The sequence below is a fragment of the Baekduia sp. genome (assembly GCF_035318805.1).
In the GTDB taxonomy this organism is placed as follows: domain Bacteria; phylum Actinomycetota; class Thermoleophilia; order Solirubrobacterales; family Solirubrobacteraceae; genus Baekduia.
This window is the reverse complement of the sequence record NZ_DATHDY010000029.1, coordinates 57654-79325: the sequence shown is the minus strand read 5'-3', so window position 1 is coordinate 79325 and position 21672 is coordinate 57654. Positions and strand designations below refer to the sequence as shown.

Sequence of the window (21672 nt, the reverse complement as noted above, 5' to 3'; positions counted from 1 at the left end):
AGACCGTTGCAAGACCTGAAGCTGTCGCCGACCTCCTACATCGTCCTCGGGCTGCTCGACGGCTCCCCCGAGGACGAGATGACGCCCTACGACATCAAGCAGCGACTGGCCGTCAGCGTGGACAACTTCTGGCCGACGCCGCACGCGCAGGTCTATCGCGAGCCCGAGCGCCTCGCGGCGGGCGGCTACGTGACCGAGCGGCGCGAGGCGGCCGGCCGCCGCCGGCGCTTCTACGCGATCACCGACCGCGGGCGCGCCGCCGTGCAGGCGTGGCGCCACGAGGCGCCCGACGACCTGCCGGAGCTGCGCGACGCCGGGGTCCTGAAGCTGTTCTTCGACGCCGACCCCGGCACCGTGGCCGACCATCAGCTCACCGTGCACCGCGCCAAGCTCGCCGAGTACGAGGCGCTGCGCGCCGAGGTGCTCGCGCTGCTGACGCCCGGGCAGCTGCGGGCGCTGGACTTCGGCATCGCCTTCGAGCGGGCGATGGTCGGCCTGTGGGAGGGCCTCGAGGACCGGCCGGCGCCCGCGCGCTAACGCGCCAGCGTCGCCGCCGTCACCCGGGCCGGCGCGCGGCGCCGCGACCGCTCGCTGTAGGCGAGCGCGAGCGCGGCGGCGGCCAGGCAGCCGACGGCGCCCGCGCCCAGCGCGGCGCGCGGGCCGGCGAGCTGGCCGATCAGCCCGACGAGCGGCCCGCCGATCGGCGTGGAGCCCATGAACGCGACGATGTAGAGGGCGACGACGCGGCCGCGCATCGCCGGATCGGCGCGCAGCTGGAGCGTGGCGTTGGTGGTCGAGGAGAAGACGACGCTCGCGGCGCCGGCCAGCGCCAGGCAGATCGCGGCCGTGATCGGCCCCGGGCTCACGGCCGCGGCGCCGAGGGTCACGGCGAACGCCAGCGACGCGATGGCGATCGTGCGCACCCGCGGCGCCACGCGGCCGGCGAGCGTCAGTCCTGCGGCCACCGCGCCGGCGCCCATCGCCGCGTACAGCAGCCCGAAGCCCCGCGCGCCGAGGCCGAACGCCTCATGGGCCATGAGCGGGATCGTCACCTGGAACTCGTAGGCCAGCGTGCCCACCAGCACCATCATCAACAGCGGGATCAGCAGGTCCCGGCGGCCCTGGACGTAGGAGAGCCCCGCCCGGACGGCGCGCGGCGTCCGCGCCGGCGGCGTGTCCGGGCGGTGCAGCGTCCGCGGGTCCATGAGCATCAGGCCGAGCAGTGGCGCGGCGAACGACGCGCCGTTGATGACGAAGCAGGCGCCGACGCCGAACGCGGCGATGATCGTGCCGCCCGCCGCCGGGCCGACCATGCGCGCGGCGGCCGCGACCGTCGAGTTGATGCTGATCGCCCGCGGCAGCGCCGCGTCGTCGACCAGCTCGGAGACGAACGCCTGGCGGGTCGGGACGTCGATCGCGCGCGCCACGCCCAGGCCGAGCGCCAGCACCCACACCATCCACAGCTCCACGACGTTCGCGATCGTCAGAACGCCGAGCACGAGGGCCAGCGCGCCCTGGAAGGCTTGGGTGAACAGCAGGAGCCGCCGCTTGTCGATCGCGTCGGCGACCGATCCGGCCCACGGCCCGAGCACCAGCACCGGCAGGGCCTGCAGCGCCACCGTGATGCCCAGCGCGCTGCCGCTGGAGGTCAGCTGGAGCACGAGCCACGCCTGCGCCACCGTCTGCAGCCACGTCCCCGGCACCGAGATGAGCTGGCCGGAGAAGTACAGGCGGTAGTTGCGGGTGCGCAGTGGCGTCACCCCTATAGGTGTAGCGGGTTTCTACAGCGAGGCTGGCTACCAGTGGACGCCGCGCATGATGTTGGCCATCGCGATCTGCTCGACCGAGGCCTTCTCGTCGGGGTCCTTCTCGCCCTTGGCCGCCGCGGAGTCCGGGAACACCTTGTAGGCCATGTGCAGGATCTGGTCGACGGCCTTCGGCGCGACGGCGTACAGCACCTCGCCGAACGTCCCCAGGCGCGTGTTGATCTGCTTCGGCTTGGACCGGATCGCCTCGCAGATGATGTCGCCGGCCTCGTCGGGCGAGATCGTCGGGAACGAGTCATAGATCTTGGTCGGCGCGATCATCGGCGTGCGCACCAAGGGCATGTGGATCGTCGTGAAGGTGATGTTGTCGCCGATGAGCTCCGACGACGCGACACGTGTCCACGCGTCCAGCGCGGCCTTGCTGGCCACGTAGGCGCTGAACCGGGGCGGGCTGGTCTGCACGCCGATCGACGACACGTTGACGATGTGGCCGAACCGGCGCTCGCGCATGTGCGGGAGCAGGCCCATCGTCAGCTTGATCGTGCCGAGGTAGTTGAGCTGGACGGTGCGCTCGAAGTCGTGGAAGCGGTCCTGGCTCAGCGCGATCGAGCGGCGGATCGAGCGGCCCGCGTTGTTGACCAGCATGTCGATCGACGCGTGGTCGGCCAGCAGGCGCGCGCAGAGGTCGTCGATCGAGTCCAGCGCCGAGAGGTCGGCGCTGTAGGCGTAGGCGGTGCCGCCGGCGCGCTCGATCTCCGCCTTGGCGGCCTCGAGCTTGTCCATCGAGCGCGCGACGAGGATCGGGATGCCGCCGGCCTTGGCGATCTTCATCGCGGCCGACAGGCCGATGCCCGACGACGCGCCGGTGATGACCACGGTCTTGCCGTTGACGGAGTACTCGAACGACCGGTCCTTGTAGAGGTCCGGGTCCAGCGTGCGCTCCCAGTAGTCCCAGAGCTTCTCGGAGTAGGTCTCCAGCTCGGGGACCGTGATGTCGGCGTCGGCCAGCGCGCGCTCGGTGTCGCGCGTGTCGAACTGGCACGTGAAGCCGACGTGCCCGACGACCTCGGGCGGGATCCCGAAGTCCTTGAGGATCGAGTCGCGGACGCCCTTGAGCGCCGGCAGCTTCATCACCATCGACAGCGTGCCCTTGGGCAGCATGTCGAGCAGCTTCTTGTCGATCCGCATCGCCATGTGCGGCGCGTGGCCGGCGCGGGCGAACGCGTTGAGCACGTCGCCGGAGCGCTGGCCCTTGGGGTGGGCGAGGTGGAACGCCTGGCCGTCGAGGCCGTCGGCGTGCGCGATGTGGTCCATCGCCTTGGCGACGTAGTCCACCGGGACGACGTTGGTGTAGCCGAGCTCCGGGCCGATCAGCGGCGCCCACTCGGGCAGCCAGCCGCGGATCTTCTGGAGCGCCTTGAAGAAGTAGTAGGGGCCGTCGACCTTGTCCATCACGCCGGTCTCGGAGTGGCCGACGACGACGGCGGGGCGGTAGATCCGGAAGGGGACGGTCGCGTCCTCGCGGGCGATCTTCTCCGACTCGAACTTCGTGCGGTGGTAGGCGGTCGGGAGCTTCTGGCCCTCGTCGAACATGTCCTCGCGGAACAGGCCCTTGTGCGAGCCGGCGGCGGCGACCGACGACGTGTGGTGCAGGATGCCGGCCTGCAGCGCGTTGGCGAGGTCGACCGCGTGGCGCGTGCCCTCGACGTTGAGGCGCTCGTTGCGCTCCTCGTCGGCGGTCATGTCGTAGATCGCCGCGAGGTGGAAGAAGTGGTCGATCTGGCCGCGGTGCTCGTCGATCCACGCCTGGTCGACGCCGAGGTCGGGCTGCGTGAGGTCGCCGACGACGGGGTGGACCCGATCGGCGCCGGGCCAGCGGGCGATCAGCTCGTCGAGGCGCTCACGCGAGCTGTCGCGGACCAACACGTACACGTCGCCGGTGCGGTTGCGCAGCAGCTCCTCCACGAGGTGGCGGCCGATGAAGCCCGTCGCTCCGGTCACGAAATACGCCATGCAGCTCTCTCCTCAGCTCCTCCAGCGGGACCGGGCGATCCTATCCGCACGGCGAGGGGGCGACGCCACGGTCCGTGGTCAGACGCCGGCGCCGGCGCCGCCGCGGCCCTCGCCGCCGGCGAAGCGGGCGGCGCCGGCCTGGGCGTCGGCGAAGACGGCCGGGCCGGCCTGCGCCTCGAGGGCGAGCCCCTCGGCGAGCGGCAGGCCGACGCCCTCGATCGCCGCTCGGCGGTCGGCGAGCATCGTCTCCTGGGGGAACGAGGCGAGGCCCTCGGCCATCTCCAGCGCGCGGGCGAGCGCCTGGCCGGCGGGCACCACCTCGGTCAGAAGGCCCATCTCGCGCGCCTCGTCAGTGTCCACGAGGCGCCCGGTGAGGATCAGGTCCAGCGCGCGGCCGAGGCCGACGATGCGCGGCAGCCGCTGCGTGCCGCCGTCGATCAGCGGCACGCCCCAGCGGCGCTCAGGGCAGCCGAACATCGACGGCGCCGTCGCGATCCGCAGGTCGCACCACAGCGCGAGCTCGAAGCCGCCGGCCAGGCACCAGCCGTCGATGGCGGCGATCGTCGGCTTGCTGGGCGTCAGGCGCGTGAAGCCCATCGGGCCGCCGGCGAGGCCGAGGCGCCCGGCGTAGGTGTCGACGGCCTTCAGGTCGGCTCCGGCGCAGAACGCGACGCCACCCGCGCCGGTGAGCACCATGACCCGCGCCGCGTCGTCGGCCTCGAAGCGCACGTAGGCGGCGTGCAGGGCCTCCGCCGTGGGGCCGTCGACGGCGTTGCGCCGCTCGGGCCGGTCGATCGTGACGACGGCGGCGGCGCCGACGCGCTCGTAGCGCACAGGGTCGGACATGGGCCGACCCTACGAGATCACGACGACGCCCGACGGCGCTCGTGGCTCGCGGGAATCGCCCCCTGGGCGATCTCCCGCAAGGCCATCGCCCTCTGGGCGATGGCCCTACCAGCCACCCTGCCAGCGACGGTCGCCGCCGGCGGCCTTGATGGCCTTCTTCTTGCGCTCCTTGCGCTTGTCCAGGGAGTACTGGAGCAGCGACATGACGAGGATGAAGGCCGGGAACGCGGCGATCAGGATGAAGCCGGCGTTCGTGACGTCCTTGTCGGTCGTCTCGCCGAAGGTGCCCTCGCCGGAGTTCTGGGCCAGCGCGACCGGCACCATGAGGGCCAGGAGCCAGATCGTCAGCAACAGGGTCGTGGTCAGGCGGCGCATCGCCAGGGCATCGTATTGAATGCGGCGCATGGGAGCACTCACGCGCGAGCGGCTGGACGACGGGATCGAGGTGCTGCGCCTCGACCGCCCGGAGGTGCGCAACGCCATGGACACCGCGCTTCTGGAGGAGCTGGACGGTGCGCTGCGGGAGCTGGCCGGCGACGCCGGTCTCCGCGCGCTGGTCGTCTCGACGACCAGCGAGCGCGCGCTGTGCGCCGGCGCCGACGTCTCCGAGGAGCTCGACCGCGCGGGCGGCGTCGCGCGGATGGAGCGGTTCACGGCGCTGTACGCGGCCGTCGAGGCGTTCCCGGCTCCGACGATCGCGGTGTGCGTCGGCAACGTGGTCGGCGCGGGCGCGGAGCTGGCGGTGGGCTGCGACCTGCGCGTCGGCGGCGACAACCTCAAGCTCGTGTTCCCGGGCGCCCGGCTCGGCGTGCCGGTCGGCCCGGCGCGGCTCGTCCCGCTGATCGGGCTCTCCAAGGCGCGCGAGCTCATCTTCACGGGCCGGGTCGTCGGCCCCGACGAGGCCGACGCGCTCGGCCTGCTGGCGCGCCGCGCGCCCGCCGCCGGCGCCGAGGCCGCCGCGATCGCGCTGGCCCGGGAGCTCGCCGTCCACCCGCCCGAGGGCCTGCGCCACCTCAAGCAGCTGTTCCGCGAGTACGAGGACACGAAGGAGCGCGTGTCGCGCGAGAACGCCGAGATCGTCGAGTTCCAGCGCGTGGGCGGCGGCCTGCCCTACGGCGGCGTCCGCCGGGGTTAGGAGACCGTGTCGCTAAGGCACCCCTGGGAGCGATCGCCGATGCGCCTGCCCCACACCGTCCTGCTGACCGCTGCCGCGCTCGCCACCGCGATCGCCGCGGCGCCCGCGTCGGCGGCCACGAGCCCCGACCGCACGCTGACCTCCGACCTCACCCGCCTCGCCGGCGGGGCGGGCGGGCGCGGTGGCTTCGTCGTGCTCGACGGCGCCGGTGGCAAGACGCTGGCCGCCTCGAAGCCCGACCGTGTCGCGCCGCTGGGCTCCACGGCCAAGCTGCTGACGACGGGTGCCGCCCTCGACGCGCTCGGCCCGAGCACCGCGCTGGCGACCGAGGTCGTCACCGCCGCGGGCGTCACCGCGGGAACGCTCAACGGCGACCTCGTGCTGCGCGGCGGCGGCGATCCGACGCTGGACGAACCGCAGCTCGCCCGCCTCGCCGACGCCGTCCAGGCGCTCGGCGTCACCGCGATCTCCGGCTCGGTGGTCGGCGACGAGACGCGGTTCGACGCGCTGCGCGGCGGCCCGGCCACCAGCGGTGCGTTCGACCTCGAGCTGCAGGGCTCGCTTGGCGCGCTGACCTACGCCCGCGGCCGCCAGGCGCCCAACGGCCCGCTGCAGCCCGATCCCGCGCGCGCCGCCGCCTTCCGGTTCGACGACGTGCTCGAGGCCCGCGGCATCGTCGTCCGGGGGACGCCGCGCGCCGGCGCCACGCCGCCCGGCGCGGTGGTCGTCGGCCGCGTGTCGACGCCCATCACCGCCGTGGTCAAGGCCACCAACAAGGTCTCCGACGACTTCTACGCCGAGACGCTCGCCAAGGACCTGTCCGCTGCCGCGGGCACCGGTCCGGGCTCGACCGCCGCGGGCGCCGCGCTCGCCGCCGCGCACGCCAAGCACCTGGGCGCGACGCTCTCGCCGGTCGACGGCTCGGGGGTCGACACCCGCACGCGCGGCTCGGCCCGGCAGCTGGCCCGCTACGTCCGGCGGATGCGCACCAACGCGGCGTTCGCCGCATCGCTGCCGGTCGCCGGCGTCGACGGCACGCTGGCGACGCGCATGACCCGCGGCAAGGCGCACCGCGTCTGCCGCGCGAAGACCGGGTCGCTGCCCCAGACGCGCGTGAGCGCGCTGGCCGGCTGGTGCCGCGTCGGCGGTCGCACGCTGGTCTTCGCGATCCTGCGCGACCACGTCGGCAGCCAGGCGGCCGCCAAGGCGGCCGAGGACGCGATGGTGCAGCGGCTCGCCGGTGGCCCCGCCGGCCGCTGAGCCGCGCCGTCCGAGGGAGAGGCGGCGGCACCTCCCGCAGACCTACCATGTGCGGACGTGGCCGTCGTCATCGCATCAGACCTCTCCAAGGACATGGCAGGCGAGCCCCTCATGCAGGGGGTCTCGTTCAAGCTCGAGCGTCGTGACCGGCTGACCATCGCCGGGCGCAACGGGTCGGGCAAGACGACGCTGCTGCGGATGCTGTCGGGCGAGACGGGGATCGACGGCGGCGAGATCGTCTTCCAGAAGGGCGTCCGCGTCGCGCTGCACGACCAGCGCCCGCCGCGCGACCGCGACATCACGCTGCGCGACTACGTGCTCTCGGCCTGCCGGGAGCAGCTCGAGCTCGAGGCCGAGCTCGGCGTCCTGGAGCAGAAGATGGCCGACGGCGACGAGGCCGCCATGGTCCGCTACTCCGACGTCTACGCGCGCTTCGAGGCCGCCGGCGGCTACGGCTGGCGCGAGCGGGCCAACAACTACCTCCACGGCCTGGCCTTCACCGACGACGCGCTGGACCGCAAGCTCGACACGTTCTCCGGCGGCCAGCTGACGCGCGCCTCGCTGGCACGCGCGCTCGCCGTCGAGGCCGACCTCCTGCTCCTCGACGAGCCGACCAACCACCTCGACATCGAATCGCTGGAGTGGCTGGAGCAGACGCTGACGTCGCTGGACTGCGCCATCGTCCTCGTGGCCCACGACCGCTGGTTCCTGGAGGCCGTCGGCACCGCGGTCCTCGAGCTGGAGGCCGGTCGCTCGCGGTACTTCAAGGGCACCTGGCACGCGTGGCGCCGCGAGCAGGCGGCGCGCGAGCTGGCACTCGGCCGGGCGATCGAGAAGCAGCAGGCCGAGATCGCGCGGATGGAGGGCTTCATCGAGCGCTTCCGGGCCAAGGCGAGCAAGGCCAAGCAGGCGCAGTCGCGCGTCAAGGCCCTCGACAAGGTCGAGCGCATCACCCGCGACCCGCGCGACACGCGCGAGATGGGCTTCCAGTTCGCCAAGCCCGAGCGCACCGGCCGCGTCATCTTCGAGCTCGAGGACGGGCGGCTGGAGGTCGGCGACGCGCCCAAGCGCAAGCTGCTGCTCGAGGGTGCCGAGATCTGGCTGGAGCGCGGCGAGCACGTCTCGCTCGTCGGACCGAACGGGACCGGCAAGACCACGCTCATCGAGGCGCTGGCCGGGCGCCGCCCGCTCGACGACGGCAAGCTGCGCACCGGCCACAACCTCAAGGTGGGGTACTTGAGCCAGCACGACTCCGAGCTGGAGGGCCTGGGCACCGCGCGCACCGTCGCCGAGGCGGCGGGCAAGCGCACGGGCCTGAACCCCAACCAGACGCGGTCGCTGCTGGGCAAGTTCCTGTTCAGCGGCGAGGAGGCCGACAAGCCACTGGACGGCCTGAGCGGCGGCGAGCGCAAGCGCCTGGCGCTGGCGATCCTGCTCAGCCAGGGCGCCAACGTCCTGATCCTCGACGAGCCGACCAACCACCTCGACCTGGAATCGCGCGAGGCGCTCGAGGACGCCCTGAAGTCCTTCGAGGGCGCGCTGCTGCTGGTGACCCACGATCGGGCGCTGCTGGACGCGGTGGGCCACCGCACCGTCGCGCTGGAGCACCGGACGCTGCGCTCCTACCTCGGCGGCTGGGCCGAGTACGCGCGGATCCGCGACGACCGCAAGGCCGCGGGGGAGGACCCGATGGGTCCGCCACCCAAGAAGGCCGCGGCCCCGCCCAAGGCGAAGGCGGCGGCCAACGGCAACGGCGCCAAGGCCAAGGCCAACGGGTTGCCGAAGGCCGCCCCCGCGGCGCCGGCGGCCGCGCAGTCCAAGAACGCCGTGCGCGAGACGGGCAGGCTGGAGAAGGCGGTCGAGGCCGCCGAGGAGGCGCTGTCGGCGCTCGAGGTCGAGCTGGCCGCGCCCGAGGCCTGGGCCACGCAGTACGAGTCGGCGAAGTCGACGGCGCGCCACACCGCCGCCAAGCGCGCGGTCGACGATGCCTACGCCGCGCTCGAGGAGCACCTCGAGAAGACCGAGGCGTAGGGGAACGCTGGCCCAGAGGGCCAGGTTCCCTTGCGGGTGTTCGCCCAGGGGGCGAAACCCGCGGCGGGTTAGGGACCTACGCTCCCAGGCGGGGGCCTTCACGGCCTGTTCACCGCCGCATCACCGACCGGTCACATCCCCGGATCGGTCGACCGCCAACCTGCGGCGGGTGATGACCGAGCTCGGCGCCCGCCTCGGCCTCAACGTCCATCGAGACCAATGGCCCACCACCCCGCTGCTGCAGTCCTACGAGGCAGCGGGCTTCGCGTGGGTCCAGGTCCACACACCGCCGCGCCCGATGCTGGCCGACCGGGAGCGCTGCCGCCGCCACGCACGTGCGCTGCGCGCCGCCCTCTCGCCGTGCGGCCTGCGGCTCCTTCTCCACGGTCCCGACGACCTCTCCGCCGGGACGCTCGAGCACGACCGGGCCTTCGACGGGTTGATGGGCTACGCGGCCGAAGCGGGCGCAGAGCTGGTCGTCTACCACGGGCGCAACTTCCCGATGGCGGAGGGCTCCAGCGCGGCGGCGCGCCTGGACGAGCGCCTGGCCGCCGAGGAGCGCTCGCTGCAGCGCTTCGCCGCCCGCGCCGAGGCGCTCGGCGTCGTGTTCGCCATCGAGAACCTCGCGCCGATGTACCCGGTGCCGCCGATCCCGCCGCGGGTGTGCCACGACCCGCTCGCCGTCCGCGACCTGGTCCGCCGGCTGGACTCGCCGGCGATGGGCATGCTGCTGGACCTCGGCCACGCGCACATCACGGCGAGCCTGCGCGGCGAGAGCGCCGAGCGGGCGGTGCGCGCCGTCCTGGACGACGTGGTGCTCTTCCACGTGCACGACAACCTCGGCGCGCGGCGCCACGACCTCAGCGCCCCCGGGGTCGATCCGCTCAAGCTGGACCTTCACCTCCCGCCCGGCGCCGGATGCCTGCCGTGGGACCGCCTGGCCCCGATGATCGCCGCGCACCGCGCGCCGCTCATGCTCGAGGTCGAGCGCTCCCACGGTGCGGTGCCGGGGACGCTCGCGTCCGGCACCACCGCGCTGCTGCAGCGTGCGCCGGCGTTGCCGGCAGCGGCGTGACGCAGCCGGCTGCGTAACGTGGAGGGCCATGAAGGTGGCCACCCATCCCGGCAACTTCCACGCCGACGACGTCTTCGCGATCGCCGTGATCGGCCTCGTGGCCGACGGTCCGCTGGAGATCCTCCGCACGCGCGACGAGGCGCTGCACGCGGCGGCCGACGTCCGCGTCGACGTCGGCGGCCGCTCGGATCCGGCGACCGGCGACTTCGACCACCATCAGAAGGGCGGCGCGGGCGAGCGCCCCAACGGCATCCGCTACGCGAGCTTCGGCCTGGCCTGGCGAGCCTACGGCGAGCGGCTGGCCGGCAGCGCCGACGCCGCCGCGGCGATCGATGAGCGCCTCGTCCAGGGCGTCGACGCCAACGACACGGGCCAGACGATCACCGAGTCGCTCGTCGCCGGCGTGCGGCCGATGACCGTCAGCGGCGTGATCGCGGCGATGAACCCGGCGTGGGACGAGTCGCTCACGAGCGCCGAGGAGGACGCGCGCTTCGGCGCGGCCGTCGCGCTCGCCACGCGCATCCTCGAGGGCGAGCTCGCCGGCTCGGCGGCGTTCCGCCGGGCCCACGACCTCGTCCACGCCGCGATCGGCCGCGCCGACGACCCGCGCATCATCGAGCTGGACCGCAACATGCCGTGGCGCGAGGCGGTCGTGACCACCGCGCCCGACGCGCTCTTCGTCGTCTATCCCAAGACCGACGGCTGGGGGATGCAGGCGGTCCCGAAGGCGCTCGGCGCGTTCGACAACCGCAAGGACCTGCCCGCGCAGTGGGCGGGACTCACGGGCGACGAGCTCGCCGCGGTCACCGGCGTCGAGGGCGCGATCTTCTGCCACACCGCGCGCTTCTACGCCTCGGCGCAGACCCGCGAGGGCATCACCGCGCTCGCGACGCTGGCGATCGACGCGCGGGATTAGGGGAACACTGGCCCGGAGGGCCAGTGTTCCCCTGCGGGTGTTCGCCCAGGGGGCGAAACCCGCGGCGGGTTAGGGACCCACGCTCCGGGGCACCGCCGGGGCGCCGACGCCGCGGGCGACCCACGCCAGCACGGTGGAGCCGGCGGCGATCGCGGCCAGCGGGATCCACAGGTCGGCCTCCAGCAGCAGCGCGCCGGCGAGCGCACCCGTGAGCATCGTCCGCGATGCCGAAGCCGAGGAGCACCACGTTGCCGGTCATGTTCGCCGTGAACACGTGGCCCAGCCCGAGGTAGCTGACGGCGTCGATCAGGCCGGTCGTGAACGTGAGCCCGAGCAGGACCCAGATCAGCGGGCGCGGCGGCGGGCTGGCCGTCACGGGCGCGGCGGCGACTCGCCGTCGCTGGCCGCCGGCTCGGGCTCCGGCTCCGGCGGTGCCTCGGCCGCCGGCTCCGGCGCCGGCTCCTCCCGCGTCGCGGGCGGCTCGTCGAAGATCGCGGCGACCGCGTCGAGCGCCTTCTGCTCCTGCTCACTGATCTCGGTGCCGCCGATGCCGAGGAAGCCGCCCTCGCGGTGGGCGCGCGCGACGGTCTCGGCCAAGGCGTACACGAATCGCTTGTACTCCACGACCTCGTCGTCGGAGGCGAGGCGATCGAGCGCGCGGACGGCCTGGCGGAGCTTCGCGGACGCCAGGGTCAGCAGGCCCTCGGCGTCCTTCGGGACGGTGGCGCGGTCCAGCGTCGGCGGTGTGACGAGGATCTCCTTCAGCAGGTCGCCGGGCGACCCGGCGCGGGCGGTGGCGTACGCGCGGGAGATCCCCACGGACTCGCGCACGGAGCCGCCGCGGTCGGCGGCCATCACGAGCATCCCCGTGAGGACTGGCGCGGTCGTGACGGCGGTCCATTCCTCGGCGTTGAACGCGGCCTTGGTCGTCATGGCCAGATGGTACGACGGGTCCCTGCGGGGCCAGGCGCCGTCGCGGGCACCAGTGTGCGACCGTGCCGCCATGCTCGTCATCTTCCATCCGGACGCGTCGGCTCCGGAGATCGACGCCGTCGTCAACCGCATCCTCGCCACCGGCGCCGGCGCCCAGCGCGTCGTGGGCGCCGAGCAGACGGTCATCGGCGTCATCGACGGCGACCGCGACCACCTGGCGAGCCTCGAGCTCGACGCCGATCCCGGAGTCGACCGCGTCGTGCCGGTGTCCTCGCCCTACAAGCTGGCGCATCGCCACCGCCACGGCGACCTGCCGCACGCGGTGCAGGTCGGCGGCGTCGCCTTCGGCGGCCCGGATGCCGAGTTCCGGATGATCCTCGGTCCGTGCGCGGTCGAGTCGCCCGAGCAGATGCTGGCGGCCGCCGACGCCTGCCTCGCGGCCGGGGCCGACCTGCTGCGCGGCGGCGCGTTCAAGCCGCGGACCAGCCCCTACGCCTTCCAGGGACTGGGGGTCGACGGCCTGAAGATCCTGGCCGAGGCTCGCGAGCGCACCGGCCTGCCCGTGGTGACCGAGCTGACCGACCTGCGCGACATCGACGCGGTCGTCGAGTACGCCGACTGCGTGCAGGTCGGCGCCCGCAACATGCAGCACTTCCCGCTGCTGACCGAGCTCGGCCGCGCCGGCCTCCCGGTCCTGCTCAAGCGCGGGATGGGCGCCTCGATCGACGACTTCCTGCTCGCGGCCGAGTACATCCTCACCGAGGGCAACCCGCGCGTCGTGCTGTGCGAGCGGGGCATCCACGCCAAGGCCACGCCGGCCCGGTCGTGCCTGGACCTCGCCGCGGTCACCGTGCTCAAGGAGCACACGCACCTGCCGGTGATCGTCGATCCGTCGCACGCGGCGGGGCGGCGGGCGCTGGTCGAGCCGCTCGCGCTGGCCGCGGCGGCGTGCGGCGCCGACGGGCTCATCGTCGAGTGCCACCCCAACCCGTCGCAGGCGCGCTGCGACGGGCCGCAGGCGATCACGCTCGACACGCTGGGGGACTTCACCACGCGCATCCGGCGCGTGGCGCAGGCCGCGGCGGCCTGACCGGCGCCCGCGCCGTCCGGACGGCGCTCCTTGACTTCAAGTGCACTTGAAGGTGCACGATGGGCCGGACCCCTTCCTCCCCGGACCCAAGGAGCGCCCGATGACCACCCAGACCCGACCCAGCGAGCGGATCACGACCGAGGTCACGTCGTGGCCCGGCGTGGAGGCCGGACCCGGCCGGCGCGGCGAGTTCGCCTTCCGCGTCGGCCGGCGCGAGCTCGGCCACCTGCACGGCGACCACGCGGCGCACTTCGGCTTCCCGAAGGACGTGTGGGACGAGCTGTTCGCCGAGGGCCGGATCGTCCACCACCCCGTGTTCCCCGGGCGGCGCGGCCCGGCCGCCCGGCGCATCGAGAGCGACGAGGACGTCGAGGACGTCATCCGCCTGATGCGCGACAACTACGACCGGATCGTCGCGCAGCACGGTCCGCCGGCGCCGGTGTAGCACCTCAGCCGGGCGTCGAGGGACGACTCGACCTCGCATGCGGTGGTTCAGTCGTCCCTCGACGCAGCGAGGTGACTACGGCGTGGCGAGCTGCTGCTGCGCGTCCTCGAGGGCCTTCTTGGTCTCGTCGTCGACGGCGCTGTTGCCCTTCACGGCGTCGATCGCGTCGGAGGCCGTGCTCTTGGCGCTCTTCTCGAGCTCCTTGGTCTGCGCCTCGATCTGCTTCTGGGCCTCCTCGGCGGTGATCTTGCCGGCCTTCAGATCGGCCGCCGTCTTCTCGGCCGAGGCCTTGACGGCCTGACCCTGCTTCTGCAGGTCGGCGCCCTGCTTCTGGACGTCCTTGATCTTGGCGTCGTCGGTCCCGCAGGCCGCGACGACGAGGGCGGAGCCGACCGCGAAGGCGGCGAGGAGGGCACGGATGGACGAGCGGTTGATGCGCATTCTGGGGAGCTCCTGGTCGAGTAGGTGTCGCGAGGAGAACCCGGCGCAGCAGCCTGGCTTACGGCGATCCGCGAAACCCGCCGATCACCGCGCGGTCACATCATGTTGGCCGCCCGTTCACAGAAGTGGCCTGCGTGCAGGCGAAAGTCCGTGTCGACGAACTCATCAGCAAGGGGGAGACGATGATGACTCCGAGTTGGGCCAGCCGGGCCGACCTGCACTGCCACTCCACCGCCTCGCAGCGCTCCAAGCTCGGGGTGCAGCGTGCCCTCGGACTGCCGGAGTGCGCCACCCCGCCGCAGGAGGTCCTGGAGCTCGCGCTGCAGCGAGGCATGGACTTCGTGACGATCACCGACCACGACACGATCGAGGGCGTCCTGCAGATCGCGGACGACCCGCGCGTCTTCGTCTCGGTGGAGCTGACCTGCCGGTTCCGCGAGAAGCCCCAGGCGGTGCACGTGCTGTGCTTCGACCTCACGCCCGACCAGTTCGCCGAGCTGGAGATCCGCAGCGACTGCGTGGAGTCGGTCGCCGAGTACCTCCACGAGCACGAGATCGCCTGCGCGCTGGCGCACCCGTTCTACGCCGTCGAGGCGCCGCTCGCGCCGCGCCACCGCCGCCGGCTCGCACAGCTCTTCGGCGCCTGGGAGGTCCGCAACGGCGCGCGCGCCAAGGAGCTCAACCTCCCGGCGTTCGTGTACGTCGAGACCCACGGCGGCACCGGCGTCGGCGGCTCGGACGACCACGCGGGCGTCGACGTCGGCCGGACGTTCACCGAGACGCCCCGCGCCGGCACGCCGCAGGAGTTCCTGGAGCACGTGCGGGCCGGCCGCGCCCGCGCCGCCGGCGACCAGGGCAGCGCCGCGAAGTGGACGCACGCCGCGATGGCGCTGGCCGTCCGCACGCTGGACCGTGACGGCGCCCCCGAGACGCTGGAGCCGGCGACGGTGCTGCGGATGGTGCGGCGCGTCCTGCGCGAGGGCGACGCGCGCGGCGGCGCGATGGGCTCCGACCTGCTGCCGGCCGACGCCACCGCGCTGCTGCGCGCGTGGCTGGACGCCGTGGAGCTCGACGGGCTCAGCTCGGCCGACCTGCTGGCCTGGATGCAGGCCGACGACTTCCGCCACGCCGATCTCTTCCGCCGCGCGCGCCACACCCACGAGCGCAAGCTCGCCCGCGCGGTGGAGGAGGTCGTCACCGGGCTGCGCACCAGCGGCGGCGCCGGGCTGGCGGCCGGCGCGGCGCACCTCTTCGACGCGTGCGTCGCCGCGATCCCCTACGCGCCGGCCGCCGCGTTCCTGGGCCAGGAGAAGTCCAAGCTGCACGCCCGCGACGGCGAGCCGCTGCGGGTCGCGCTGGTCGCCGACGGGGTCGGCGCGATGCATGGTGTGACGCACACGCTGGAGGAGCTGCGCCGGCGCGGCGTGCCGGGCTTCGAGGTCGAGGTGGTCTCCACCGACCTGATCGCCGACCGCCGGCTCGGTGCGGTCGCCGAGGTCGAGGTCCCGTTCTACGCGGGGCTGCAGGTGGGCGTCCCGAGCCTGCCCGCGATCGTCGATGCGCTGGCCGAGGGCCGCTACGACCTCGTGCACGTGTGCTCGCCGGGGCCGGCCGGCGTCGCCGCGCTGCTGATCGCCCGGACCATGGACATCCCGGTGCTCGGGAGCTACCACACCGAGCTGGCCGCCTACGCCGGGCTGCGCACCGCCGATCCCATGTTGGAGGCCTTCGCGGGCATGGCGATGGCCATGTTCTACGGCCAGTGCTCGGTCGTGCTCTCGCCCAGCGAGGCCAGCGACGCGGTGCTCGGCACGCTCGGGATCGGCGCCGAGCGCATCGGGCGCTGGGATCGCGGGGTGGACGTCGAGCGCTTCTCTCCGGACCGGCGGCGCCCGCGCTCGGGCGCCGGCGGCGACCGGATCACGGTCCTCTACGCCGGGCGCCTGACGCAGGAGAAGGGCGCCGACCTGCTGGCCGAGGCGTTCCTCGCCGCCCGCGCGCAGGACCCGCGGCTGCACCTCGCGCTGGCCGGCGGCGGGCCCGAGGAGCACGCGCTGCGCGAGCGCCTCGGCGACCACGCGACGTTCTTGGGGTGGTTGGACGGCGACGCGCTGGCCGACGCCTACGCCAACGCCGACGTCTTCCTCTTCGCCAGCCGCACCGACACCTTCGGGCAGGTGCTGCTCGAGGCGCAGTCCAGCGGCCTGCCGGTCGTCGCGGTCGCCGAGGGCGGCCCGTGCTCGATCGTCGCCGACGGTGTCACGGGCCTGCTGCGGCCCGCCGACGCCACCGCGCTGGCCGCGGCGGTCGTCGCGCTGGCGGCCGACCCCGCCGCCCGCGAGCGCCTCGCCACCGCGGCACGCCGCTCGGTGATGGAGCGCACGTGGGACCGCGCCCTCGGCCGCCTGGCCGACGGCTATGGCCGCGCGCTGGCGGGCGCGTCCGCGCGGCACGGCGAGGAGGTGCGCGATGTCGCCTGAGCTCGCGGTCGTCGCCGGCGGCACAGGCCGCGCGCGGCTCTCGGTCGTCCCCGACCGTCCCCTGCGCATCGCCGACGTCGCCCTGTTCTACGGCGGGCGCAGCGGCGGGATCCGCACCTACCTCGACGCCAAGGCCGAGCACGCGGCGCGCACGGGCGAGATCGAGCACCACGTGCTCGTCCCCGGCGCGCGCGAGCGCCACGCGGACGGCCGCCACGAGCTGCCGTCGGTGCGTGTCGTCGCCGCCAACGGCTATCGCCTGCCGCTCGGCGCCGGCGCGCTGACGCGCACGCTGCGCGAGCTGCGGCCCGACGTCGTGCTGCTGCACGACCCGTTCTGGTGGCCGGCCGACGTCGCGGCCTGCGCCCGCGAGATCGGCGCGCGCACCGTCGCGGTCCACCACGGCACGAGCAGCCTGGAGGCGGCCGCGCTGCCCGGCCCGTCGCGCCTCTACGCGCCGCTGCTGCGCACGTGGCTGCGCCGCGCCGCGCGCCACGTCGACGCGGTGATGTCGAACGTCGACACGATGGCCGACTGCGGCCGGCTGGCCACCATGCCGCTGCGTCTCGGCGTCCACGACGCGTTCCGGCCACGGTCCGACGTGCGCCGTGGCGACCATGTGCTGTACGTCGGGAGACTGTCGCGCGAGAAGGGCGTCCTCGAGCTGCTGGACGCCGCCGCGCGCAGTGCCGATCCCTGGCCGTTGCGCCTGGTCGGCAGCGGGCCGCTGGAGGAGACGCTGCGCACGCGGGCGGAGCGTCTCGGTCTCGGCGCCCGCATCAGCTTCCGCCCGCACACGCGGGATCCCGAGCGCCTCGCGCGCCGCTACGCCGCGGCGCGCTGCGTCGTCATGCCCGGCGAGCACGAGACGTTCGGACTCGTGGCGCTGGAGGCGGCCGCGTGCGGCGCGCCCGTCGCGGCGTGCTCCACGGCGCCGGCGCTGCACGCCATCGGGGACCTCGGCCACGGCTTCGTCCCGGGCGATCCCGACGACCTGGACCGCGCGATCGTCGCGGCCCGCGCCGCCCCCGCCGATCCGGCCGCCGCGGCCACGCTGGCCTGGCGCCACCGCTGGGACCGCGTCTTCCGCGCCGAGCTGGCGTCGCTGCGGGACCTGCTCGGATGACCCGCTGCGGCGGCGCCATCGCCGTGTCGCTGCACGACGTGGAGCCCGCGACGTTCGAGCGCTGCGCGCTGATCCGCGACTGGCTCAACGACCACGGCGTCGACCGCGTGACGCTGCTCGTCATCCCGGCGCCCGACCTCCATCCGTTCCACGACCGCCGGCCCGACATGGCCGAGTGGCTCGACGAGTGCGCCCGCGGCGGCGACGCCGTGGCGCAGCACGGCTTCCAGCACCGCCAGGTGCGCCGCGGCTCCGCGCATCGGCAGCTCCTGGCCCGCGTGCAGGGGCGCGAGGCCGCGGAGTTCGTCGGGCTCGACGGCGACGAGACGCGCCGCGCCGTCCTCGCCGGCCGGCGCGTGCTGCGCCTGGCCGGGATCCAGCCGCGCGGCTTCGTCGCTCCCGCGTACGCCTACACCGCCGCGCTGCGCGAAACGCTCGCCTCGACCTTCGACTGGTGGGCGGGCGCGGGCCGGCTGCACCGCGCCGACCGCCCGTCGACCACCGCGCCCGCCCTTGGCCTCGGCACCTCGACCGCGCTGAAGCGCTGGACCTCACCGCCGATCGTCCGCGCCGGCGCGCTGCTCTCCGGCGATCTGCTGCGCCTCGAGCTGCACCCGGCCGACCTGGACCACCCACGCTGCATCGGCGCGCTGGAGCACGTCCTCCGCGGCGCCCGCAGGCGCGCCGCGGTGACGTACGACGAGCTCGCGGCGGCGCTCTGAGGTGGGGCGGTCGTCCGTGGCGCTCCGCTGCGGCGTGGTCGGTGCGCGGGGCGTGGTCTGGGGGGCGATGACGGGTGAGTGGGAGGGAGCGCTCGGCGCTGGGGGTCTGCCGCGACGGCCGGCGTGGGTCGGGGGCGCTCCGCTCCGGCGTGGTCGGTGCGTGGGGCGTGGTCTGGGGGCGATGACGGGTGAGTGGGAGGGAGCGTTCCGCGCCGGGGGTCTGCCGCGACGGCCTGGAGGCGGGGCTCGGGGCGCTCCGCTCGGGCGTGGTCGGTGCGTGGGGCGTGGTCTGGGGGCGATGACGGGTGAGTGGGAGGGAGCGCTCCGCGCCGGGGGTCTGCCGCGACGGCCGCGTGGCGGGGTGGGCCTGTTTGGCGCGGTGTGGCCGCGGCGGACGGGCCCACCGATGAGTGCGTGGAGGGGTGGGCCCGTTTGGCGCGGTGTGGCCGCGGCGTACGGGCCCACCCCGCGTGGAGGCCGCGGGCGACGCGACGAATGGCGATTTGACGTTGAGATGCAACGTCAAATCGCCGTTCGTCCCGCCGACTCACCATTTGCGCCCGAACGCCCCCGGGCGCCGGCACGTGGTCTGGGGGCGCTCCGCTCCGGCGTGGTCGGTGCGCGGGGCGTGGTCTGGGGGCGATGACGAGTGAGCGGGAGGGAGCGCTCCGCGCCGGGGGACTGCCGCGACGGCTCGGGTGGAGGGGTGGGCCCGCCCCGCGCGGAGGCCGCGGGGCGACCACTCGGCGCGACGAATGGCGATTTGACGTTGAGATGCAACGTCAAATCGCCATTCGTCCCGCCGAGTGGTCGTTCACGCCCGAACGACGCCCCCCGGGGCGCCGGCGGCAGACCGCCGGCGCCCGCGGTGACACCGACCTCCGTCGTCATTGCCATCCCGGACGCCTGCGGTGCCCACACGCCCGCGCGGGGCGCCACGAGAACCGCGCCGTCGACCACCACACCTGGCGGCAGACCGTCGGCGCCCGCGGTGACACCGACCTGCGTCGTCATTGCCCTCCCGGACGCCTGCGGTGCCCGCACGCCCGCGCGGGGCGCCACCCACGCCGGGCGCCACGAAAACCGCACCCCCAACGCACCGCGCCGGCCCGAGGCTCAAGAGGCCCGGACCGGCGCGGTGACCTCCAACCTGCTGGCTAGCTCGCGGGCGTCACGAGCTGCGTCGTGGGCTCGTCGGTGTCCTTCGGGATGCGGGTCTTGCCGCTGTTGGCCGACTTCGGGCAGCCGCGCGGGCGGCCGAGGTCGAACGGGCCGGCGATGTACTGCTGGACCTTGCCGGCGGTCACGCTGGCGTAGGTCACCAGGACGAGCGGATCGACGCGCGGCTCGGCGCAGACGTCGCCGTCGATGTCGAACTTCGAGCTGATCGTGTGCCAGTTGCCGGTCGTGGTGCCGGTGCAGTTGACGCCCCAGCCCGGCTGCGAGCCGGCGCAGGAGAACGCGTCGGTGGCGGCGATCTCCTTGGTCGCGGGATCGACGCCGAAGACCTCGGTCTCGAAGGCGGTCGCCTCCTTGTCGGGCATGATCGAGTAGCCCGTGATCGCCTGCGAGCAGGCGAAGGTGTACTCGACGACGCCGGACGTGGGATCGGCCGGGTCCGCCTTGCCCTTGGTGATGTGTCCCTTGCAGAGCGTGTTGTTGGGGTTCTGGTCGGCGGGCGCGGGCGGAGCCGAGTGGTTCAGCAGGACCACCGCGGCGGTGAGTGCCGCGAGCACCGCCAGCGCGAGACTCAGACGCGACCGCAGGCGCGTGACGGGGACGTGCAAGTTCGTGACCTCCGTGTACTGGGTGGCGGCCGTTCGGGGGAGCGGCCGAGTAGGACCGCATCCTCCGCGGCAACCGGTGTCCGCGGTGTGACCGCGAGGTTGCTCGGGCGTGAACGATTGGTGAACGACGCCTAGGAACCGGCAGCGGCGGCCGGCGACCAGGCCCCGAAGACCTTCTGCCCGAACGGCTTCAGACGCGTGTCCTTGGCGTAGCCGAGCGGCTCCAGGCCGAAGAGCCGCTCGATCGACGCCAGCAGCGAGAACGGGTCGTGCGGCGCCCCGATCGTGCCGCCGGGCTCCACGAAGGGGGAGAGCAGCAGCGCGCCGACGCGGCCGCCGCCGGCCTCGGCGTCCCCGGCGGCGCCGGCGTCGAACGTCACCACGATCAGGCCGCCGTCGGCGTAGGCCTTGGAGTCGAGGATCGGCTGCACGGTGGTGCGCAGCCACGCGTCGGCGTCGGCCAGCGACGTCGATCCGTCGTGGGCCGGGCCCGGCAGGATGTAGGAGAACGCCGGCGCCGACTCGGCGTCGGCGATGTCCGGCGCGATGCGGTCGAGGCCCGCGCGCGAGCTGCCGCACTCCGCAGCGCCGGTGATCGAGGCGAAGCGCAGGAACGGGTTGCGCGGCGCCTGCTCCGGCGGCCGCCGGCAGGGGTCGTCGCCCGCGGCCAGCCCGTCGGCGGCGCCCTCGACGTAGGCCTTCCACGTGCGTCCGGCGCCGGTGAGCTGGTCGGCGAGCGTCTTGGTGGTCTGCGGGAACGGGCCGGTCGCGTCCTTCTGGCCGCCGAGCAGCGCGACCCCGCCGGCGGCGGGATCGTGGCCGGCCGCGTGGTACCAGGGCAGCAGCGTGCCCCTGGCGCGCAGCTCGGTGGCGAGGTAGGGCGCCGGTGAGGCCGCGCCGAACGTCTCGCCGAACGAGTGGCCGGTGAGGGCGACCAGCCACACGTGCTTGACGGGCGGCAGCTGCGGGGCAGGCGTCGCGGCCGGGGTGTCGCCGGTGCCGGATGGCGTGGTGGTCGAGCCGTCGTCCGTGGCGGCCGGCGTGTCGCCGCCGGCGGGCACGTCGCTCGAGGGCGCGTCGCCGGTGGTCGCACTCCCGCTGCTCGACGCGGCGTCGGTGCCGGCCGCCGAGCCGTCGCTCGCCGACGACCCGAGGTCGTCGGGGACGCTCGCCTCGTCGGTGGCCGGGGGGCTCGGCGACGCGGCGGGCGGGACGACGGCGGCCGGCGCCGGCGCCGGCGCGGCGCTCGCCACGATGGTCAGGTTGCGCCGCCCGCCGGCGTCGGCGGGGCTGGCGCCCGGACCGGCGGCGTTGCCGAGCACGACGCCGAAGGCGAGCACGCCGAGCACCAGCGCCGCGGCGATGCGCGGCGTGGGCAGGCCCGGCCCGGCGCTCTCGCGCTCCAGCGGCGCCGGATCGGCCATGCCGGCCAGCCAGGCGCCGGGCGCCTGGGGCGCCTGGGGCGCCTCGGCCGCGCTGCCGGCCACCATCGCCATCCAGTCCAGCCGCGGCGCGCCCTGGCGCTCGCCGCACTCCAGGCAGTAGCGCTGATCGTCGGCCAGCGGGGAGCGGCAGCTGCGGCAGGGCACGGGCATCGGGGCGCGCA

The 21672-nt window shown here is 74.4% G+C and carries 20 protein-coding genes and 1 pseudogene; 11 read left to right on the top strand and 10 right to left on the bottom strand.

The window, feature by feature from the left end:
• Positions 1 to 6: 6 nt before the first annotated feature.
• Complete coding sequence (locus VK501_RS06975) at positions 7 to 537, top strand: PadR family transcriptional regulator (RefSeq protein WP_324336015.1); 531 nt, start codon at positions 7 to 9, stop codon at positions 535 to 537.
• On the opposite strand, the gene VK501_RS06970 is transcribed toward VK501_RS06975, so the two are convergent.
• The 4 genes from VK501_RS06970 to VK501_RS06955 form a co-directional block, all read right to left on the bottom strand.
• Positions 534 to 1760, bottom strand: a complete 1227-nt coding sequence (locus VK501_RS06970) for an MFS transporter (protein WP_324336013.1) — start codon at positions 1758 to 1760, stop codon at positions 534 to 536. The two genes, VK501_RS06975 and VK501_RS06970, sit on opposite strands and share 4 nt — an antisense overlap.
• 36 nt (positions 1761 to 1796) lie before the next feature.
• On the bottom strand, positions 1797 to 3779 hold the full coding sequence (locus tag VK501_RS06965; protein WP_324336011.1) for an SDR family oxidoreductase: 1983 nt from the start codon (positions 3777 to 3779) through the stop codon (positions 1797 to 1799).
• 78 nt (positions 3780 to 3857) lie between these two features.
• A complete protein-coding gene (locus tag VK501_RS06960; RefSeq protein WP_324336009.1) occupies positions 3858 to 4625 on the bottom strand; it encodes a crotonase/enoyl-CoA hydratase family protein in 768 nt (255 codons plus the stop codon).
• A gap of 105 nt (positions 4626 to 4730) precedes the next feature.
• Positions 4731 to 5000: a hypothetical protein gene (locus tag VK501_RS06955; protein WP_324336007.1), complete on the bottom strand. Its 270-nt coding sequence runs from the start codon at positions 4998 to 5000 to the stop codon at positions 4731 to 4733.
• 28 nt (positions 5001 to 5028) lie between these two features.
• Between VK501_RS06955 and VK501_RS06950 the strand changes: the two genes are divergently transcribed.
• From VK501_RS06950 to VK501_RS06930, 5 genes are all read left to right on the top strand, one after another.
• Positions 5029 to 5760 (top strand): enoyl-CoA hydratase/isomerase family protein, encoded by a 732-nt coding sequence (locus VK501_RS06950; RefSeq protein WP_324336005.1) that lies wholly within the window; start codon positions 5029 to 5031, stop codon positions 5758 to 5760.
• A 39-nt stretch (positions 5761 to 5799) separates the two neighbouring features.
• Positions 5800 to 7020, top strand: a complete 1221-nt coding sequence (locus VK501_RS06945) for a D-alanyl-D-alanine carboxypeptidase/D-alanyl-D-alanine-endopeptidase (protein WP_324336003.1) — start codon at positions 5800 to 5802, stop codon at positions 7018 to 7020.
• Positions 7021 to 7077: 57 nt separating this feature from the next.
• Entirely contained in the window at positions 7078 to 9051 is a 1974-nt protein-coding gene (locus VK501_RS06940) for an ABC-F family ATP-binding cassette domain-containing protein (protein WP_324336001.1), read from the top strand.
• A 172-nt stretch (positions 9052 to 9223) separates the two neighbouring features.
• Positions 9224 to 10126: a sugar phosphate isomerase/epimerase gene (locus VK501_RS06935; RefSeq protein ID WP_324335999.1), complete on the top strand. Its 903-nt coding sequence runs from the start codon at positions 9224 to 9226 to the stop codon at positions 10124 to 10126.
• 28 nt (positions 10127 to 10154) lie between these two features.
• Positions 10155 to 11042, top strand: a complete 888-nt coding sequence (locus tag VK501_RS06930) for an MYG1 family protein (RefSeq protein WP_324335996.1) — start codon at positions 10155 to 10157, stop codon at positions 11040 to 11042.
• A gap of 69 nt (positions 11043 to 11111) precedes the next feature.
• Here the strand turns inward: VK501_RS06930 and VK501_RS06925 are convergent, their stop codons facing one another.
• The 3 genes and pseudogenes from VK501_RS06925 to VK501_RS06920 form a co-directional block, all read right to left on the bottom strand.
• Positions 11112 to 11258, bottom strand: coding sequence for a hypothetical protein (locus VK501_RS06925; RefSeq protein WP_324335994.1), 147 nt, complete (start codon positions 11256 to 11258; stop codon positions 11112 to 11114).
• 4 nt (positions 11259 to 11262) lie between these two features.
• A pseudogene (locus tag VK501_RS28730) lies at positions 11263 to 11418 on the bottom strand (DUF1275 family protein); the annotation flags it as partial.
• Complete coding sequence (locus VK501_RS06920) at positions 11415 to 11975, bottom strand: hypothetical protein (RefSeq protein WP_324335992.1); 561 nt, start codon at positions 11973 to 11975, stop codon at positions 11415 to 11417. The gene VK501_RS06920 and the pseudogene VK501_RS28730, both read right to left, overlap by 4 nt.
• Before the next feature lie 70 nt (positions 11976 to 12045).
• Between VK501_RS06920 and aroF the strand changes: the two genes are divergently transcribed.
• Positions 12046 to 13065, top strand: a complete 1020-nt coding sequence (gene aroF / locus VK501_RS06915) for a 3-deoxy-7-phosphoheptulonate synthase (protein ID WP_324335990.1) — start codon at positions 12046 to 12048, stop codon at positions 13063 to 13065.
• Between the two features lie 100 nt (positions 13066 to 13165).
• Positions 13166 to 13510: a luciferase family protein gene (locus VK501_RS06910; protein ID WP_324335989.1), complete on the top strand. Its 345-nt coding sequence runs from the start codon at positions 13166 to 13168 to the stop codon at positions 13508 to 13510.
• 75 nt (positions 13511 to 13585) lie between these two features.
• Here the strand turns inward: VK501_RS06910 and VK501_RS06905 are convergent, their stop codons facing one another.
• Positions 13586 to 13951 (bottom strand): hypothetical protein, encoded by a 366-nt coding sequence (locus VK501_RS06905; protein ID WP_324335987.1) that lies wholly within the window; start codon positions 13949 to 13951, stop codon positions 13586 to 13588.
• A gap of 182 nt (positions 13952 to 14133) precedes the next feature.
• Here VK501_RS06905 and VK501_RS06900 point away from each other — a divergent pair, with 182 nt between their 5' ends.
• From VK501_RS06900 to VK501_RS06890, 3 genes are read left to right on the top strand one after another with little or no spacing between them, the layout of a single operon-like run.
• Entirely contained in the window at positions 14134 to 16431 is a 2298-nt protein-coding gene (locus VK501_RS06900) for a glycosyltransferase (RefSeq protein ID WP_324335985.1), read from the top strand.
• Positions 16421 to 17557 carry a glycosyltransferase gene (locus VK501_RS06895; protein ID WP_324335983.1) on the top strand — a complete coding sequence of 379 codons (1137 nt, stop codon included), beginning with the start codon at positions 16421 to 16423 and terminating at the stop codon, positions 17555 to 17557. Before VK501_RS06900 ends, VK501_RS06895 begins: the two co-directional genes overlap by 11 nt.
• Entirely contained in the window at positions 17554 to 18279 is a 726-nt protein-coding gene (locus VK501_RS06890) for a DUF2334 domain-containing protein (protein WP_324335981.1), read from the top strand. Before VK501_RS06895 ends, VK501_RS06890 begins: the two co-directional genes overlap by 4 nt.
• A gap of 1157 nt (positions 18280 to 19436) precedes the next feature.
• Here the strand turns inward: VK501_RS06890 and VK501_RS06885 are convergent.
• Together VK501_RS06885 and VK501_RS06880 are read right to left on the bottom strand one after the other, a co-directional pair.
• Positions 19437 to 20066, bottom strand: coding sequence for a hypothetical protein (locus tag VK501_RS06885; protein ID WP_324335979.1), 630 nt, complete (start codon positions 20064 to 20066; stop codon positions 19437 to 19439).
• Between the two features lie 131 nt (positions 20067 to 20197).
• Positions 20198 to 21661 carry an alkaline phosphatase family protein gene (locus VK501_RS06880; protein ID WP_324335977.1) on the bottom strand — a complete coding sequence of 488 codons (1464 nt, stop codon included), beginning with the start codon at positions 21659 to 21661 and terminating at the stop codon, positions 20198 to 20200.
• Positions 21662 to 21672: the final 11 nt, after the last annotated feature.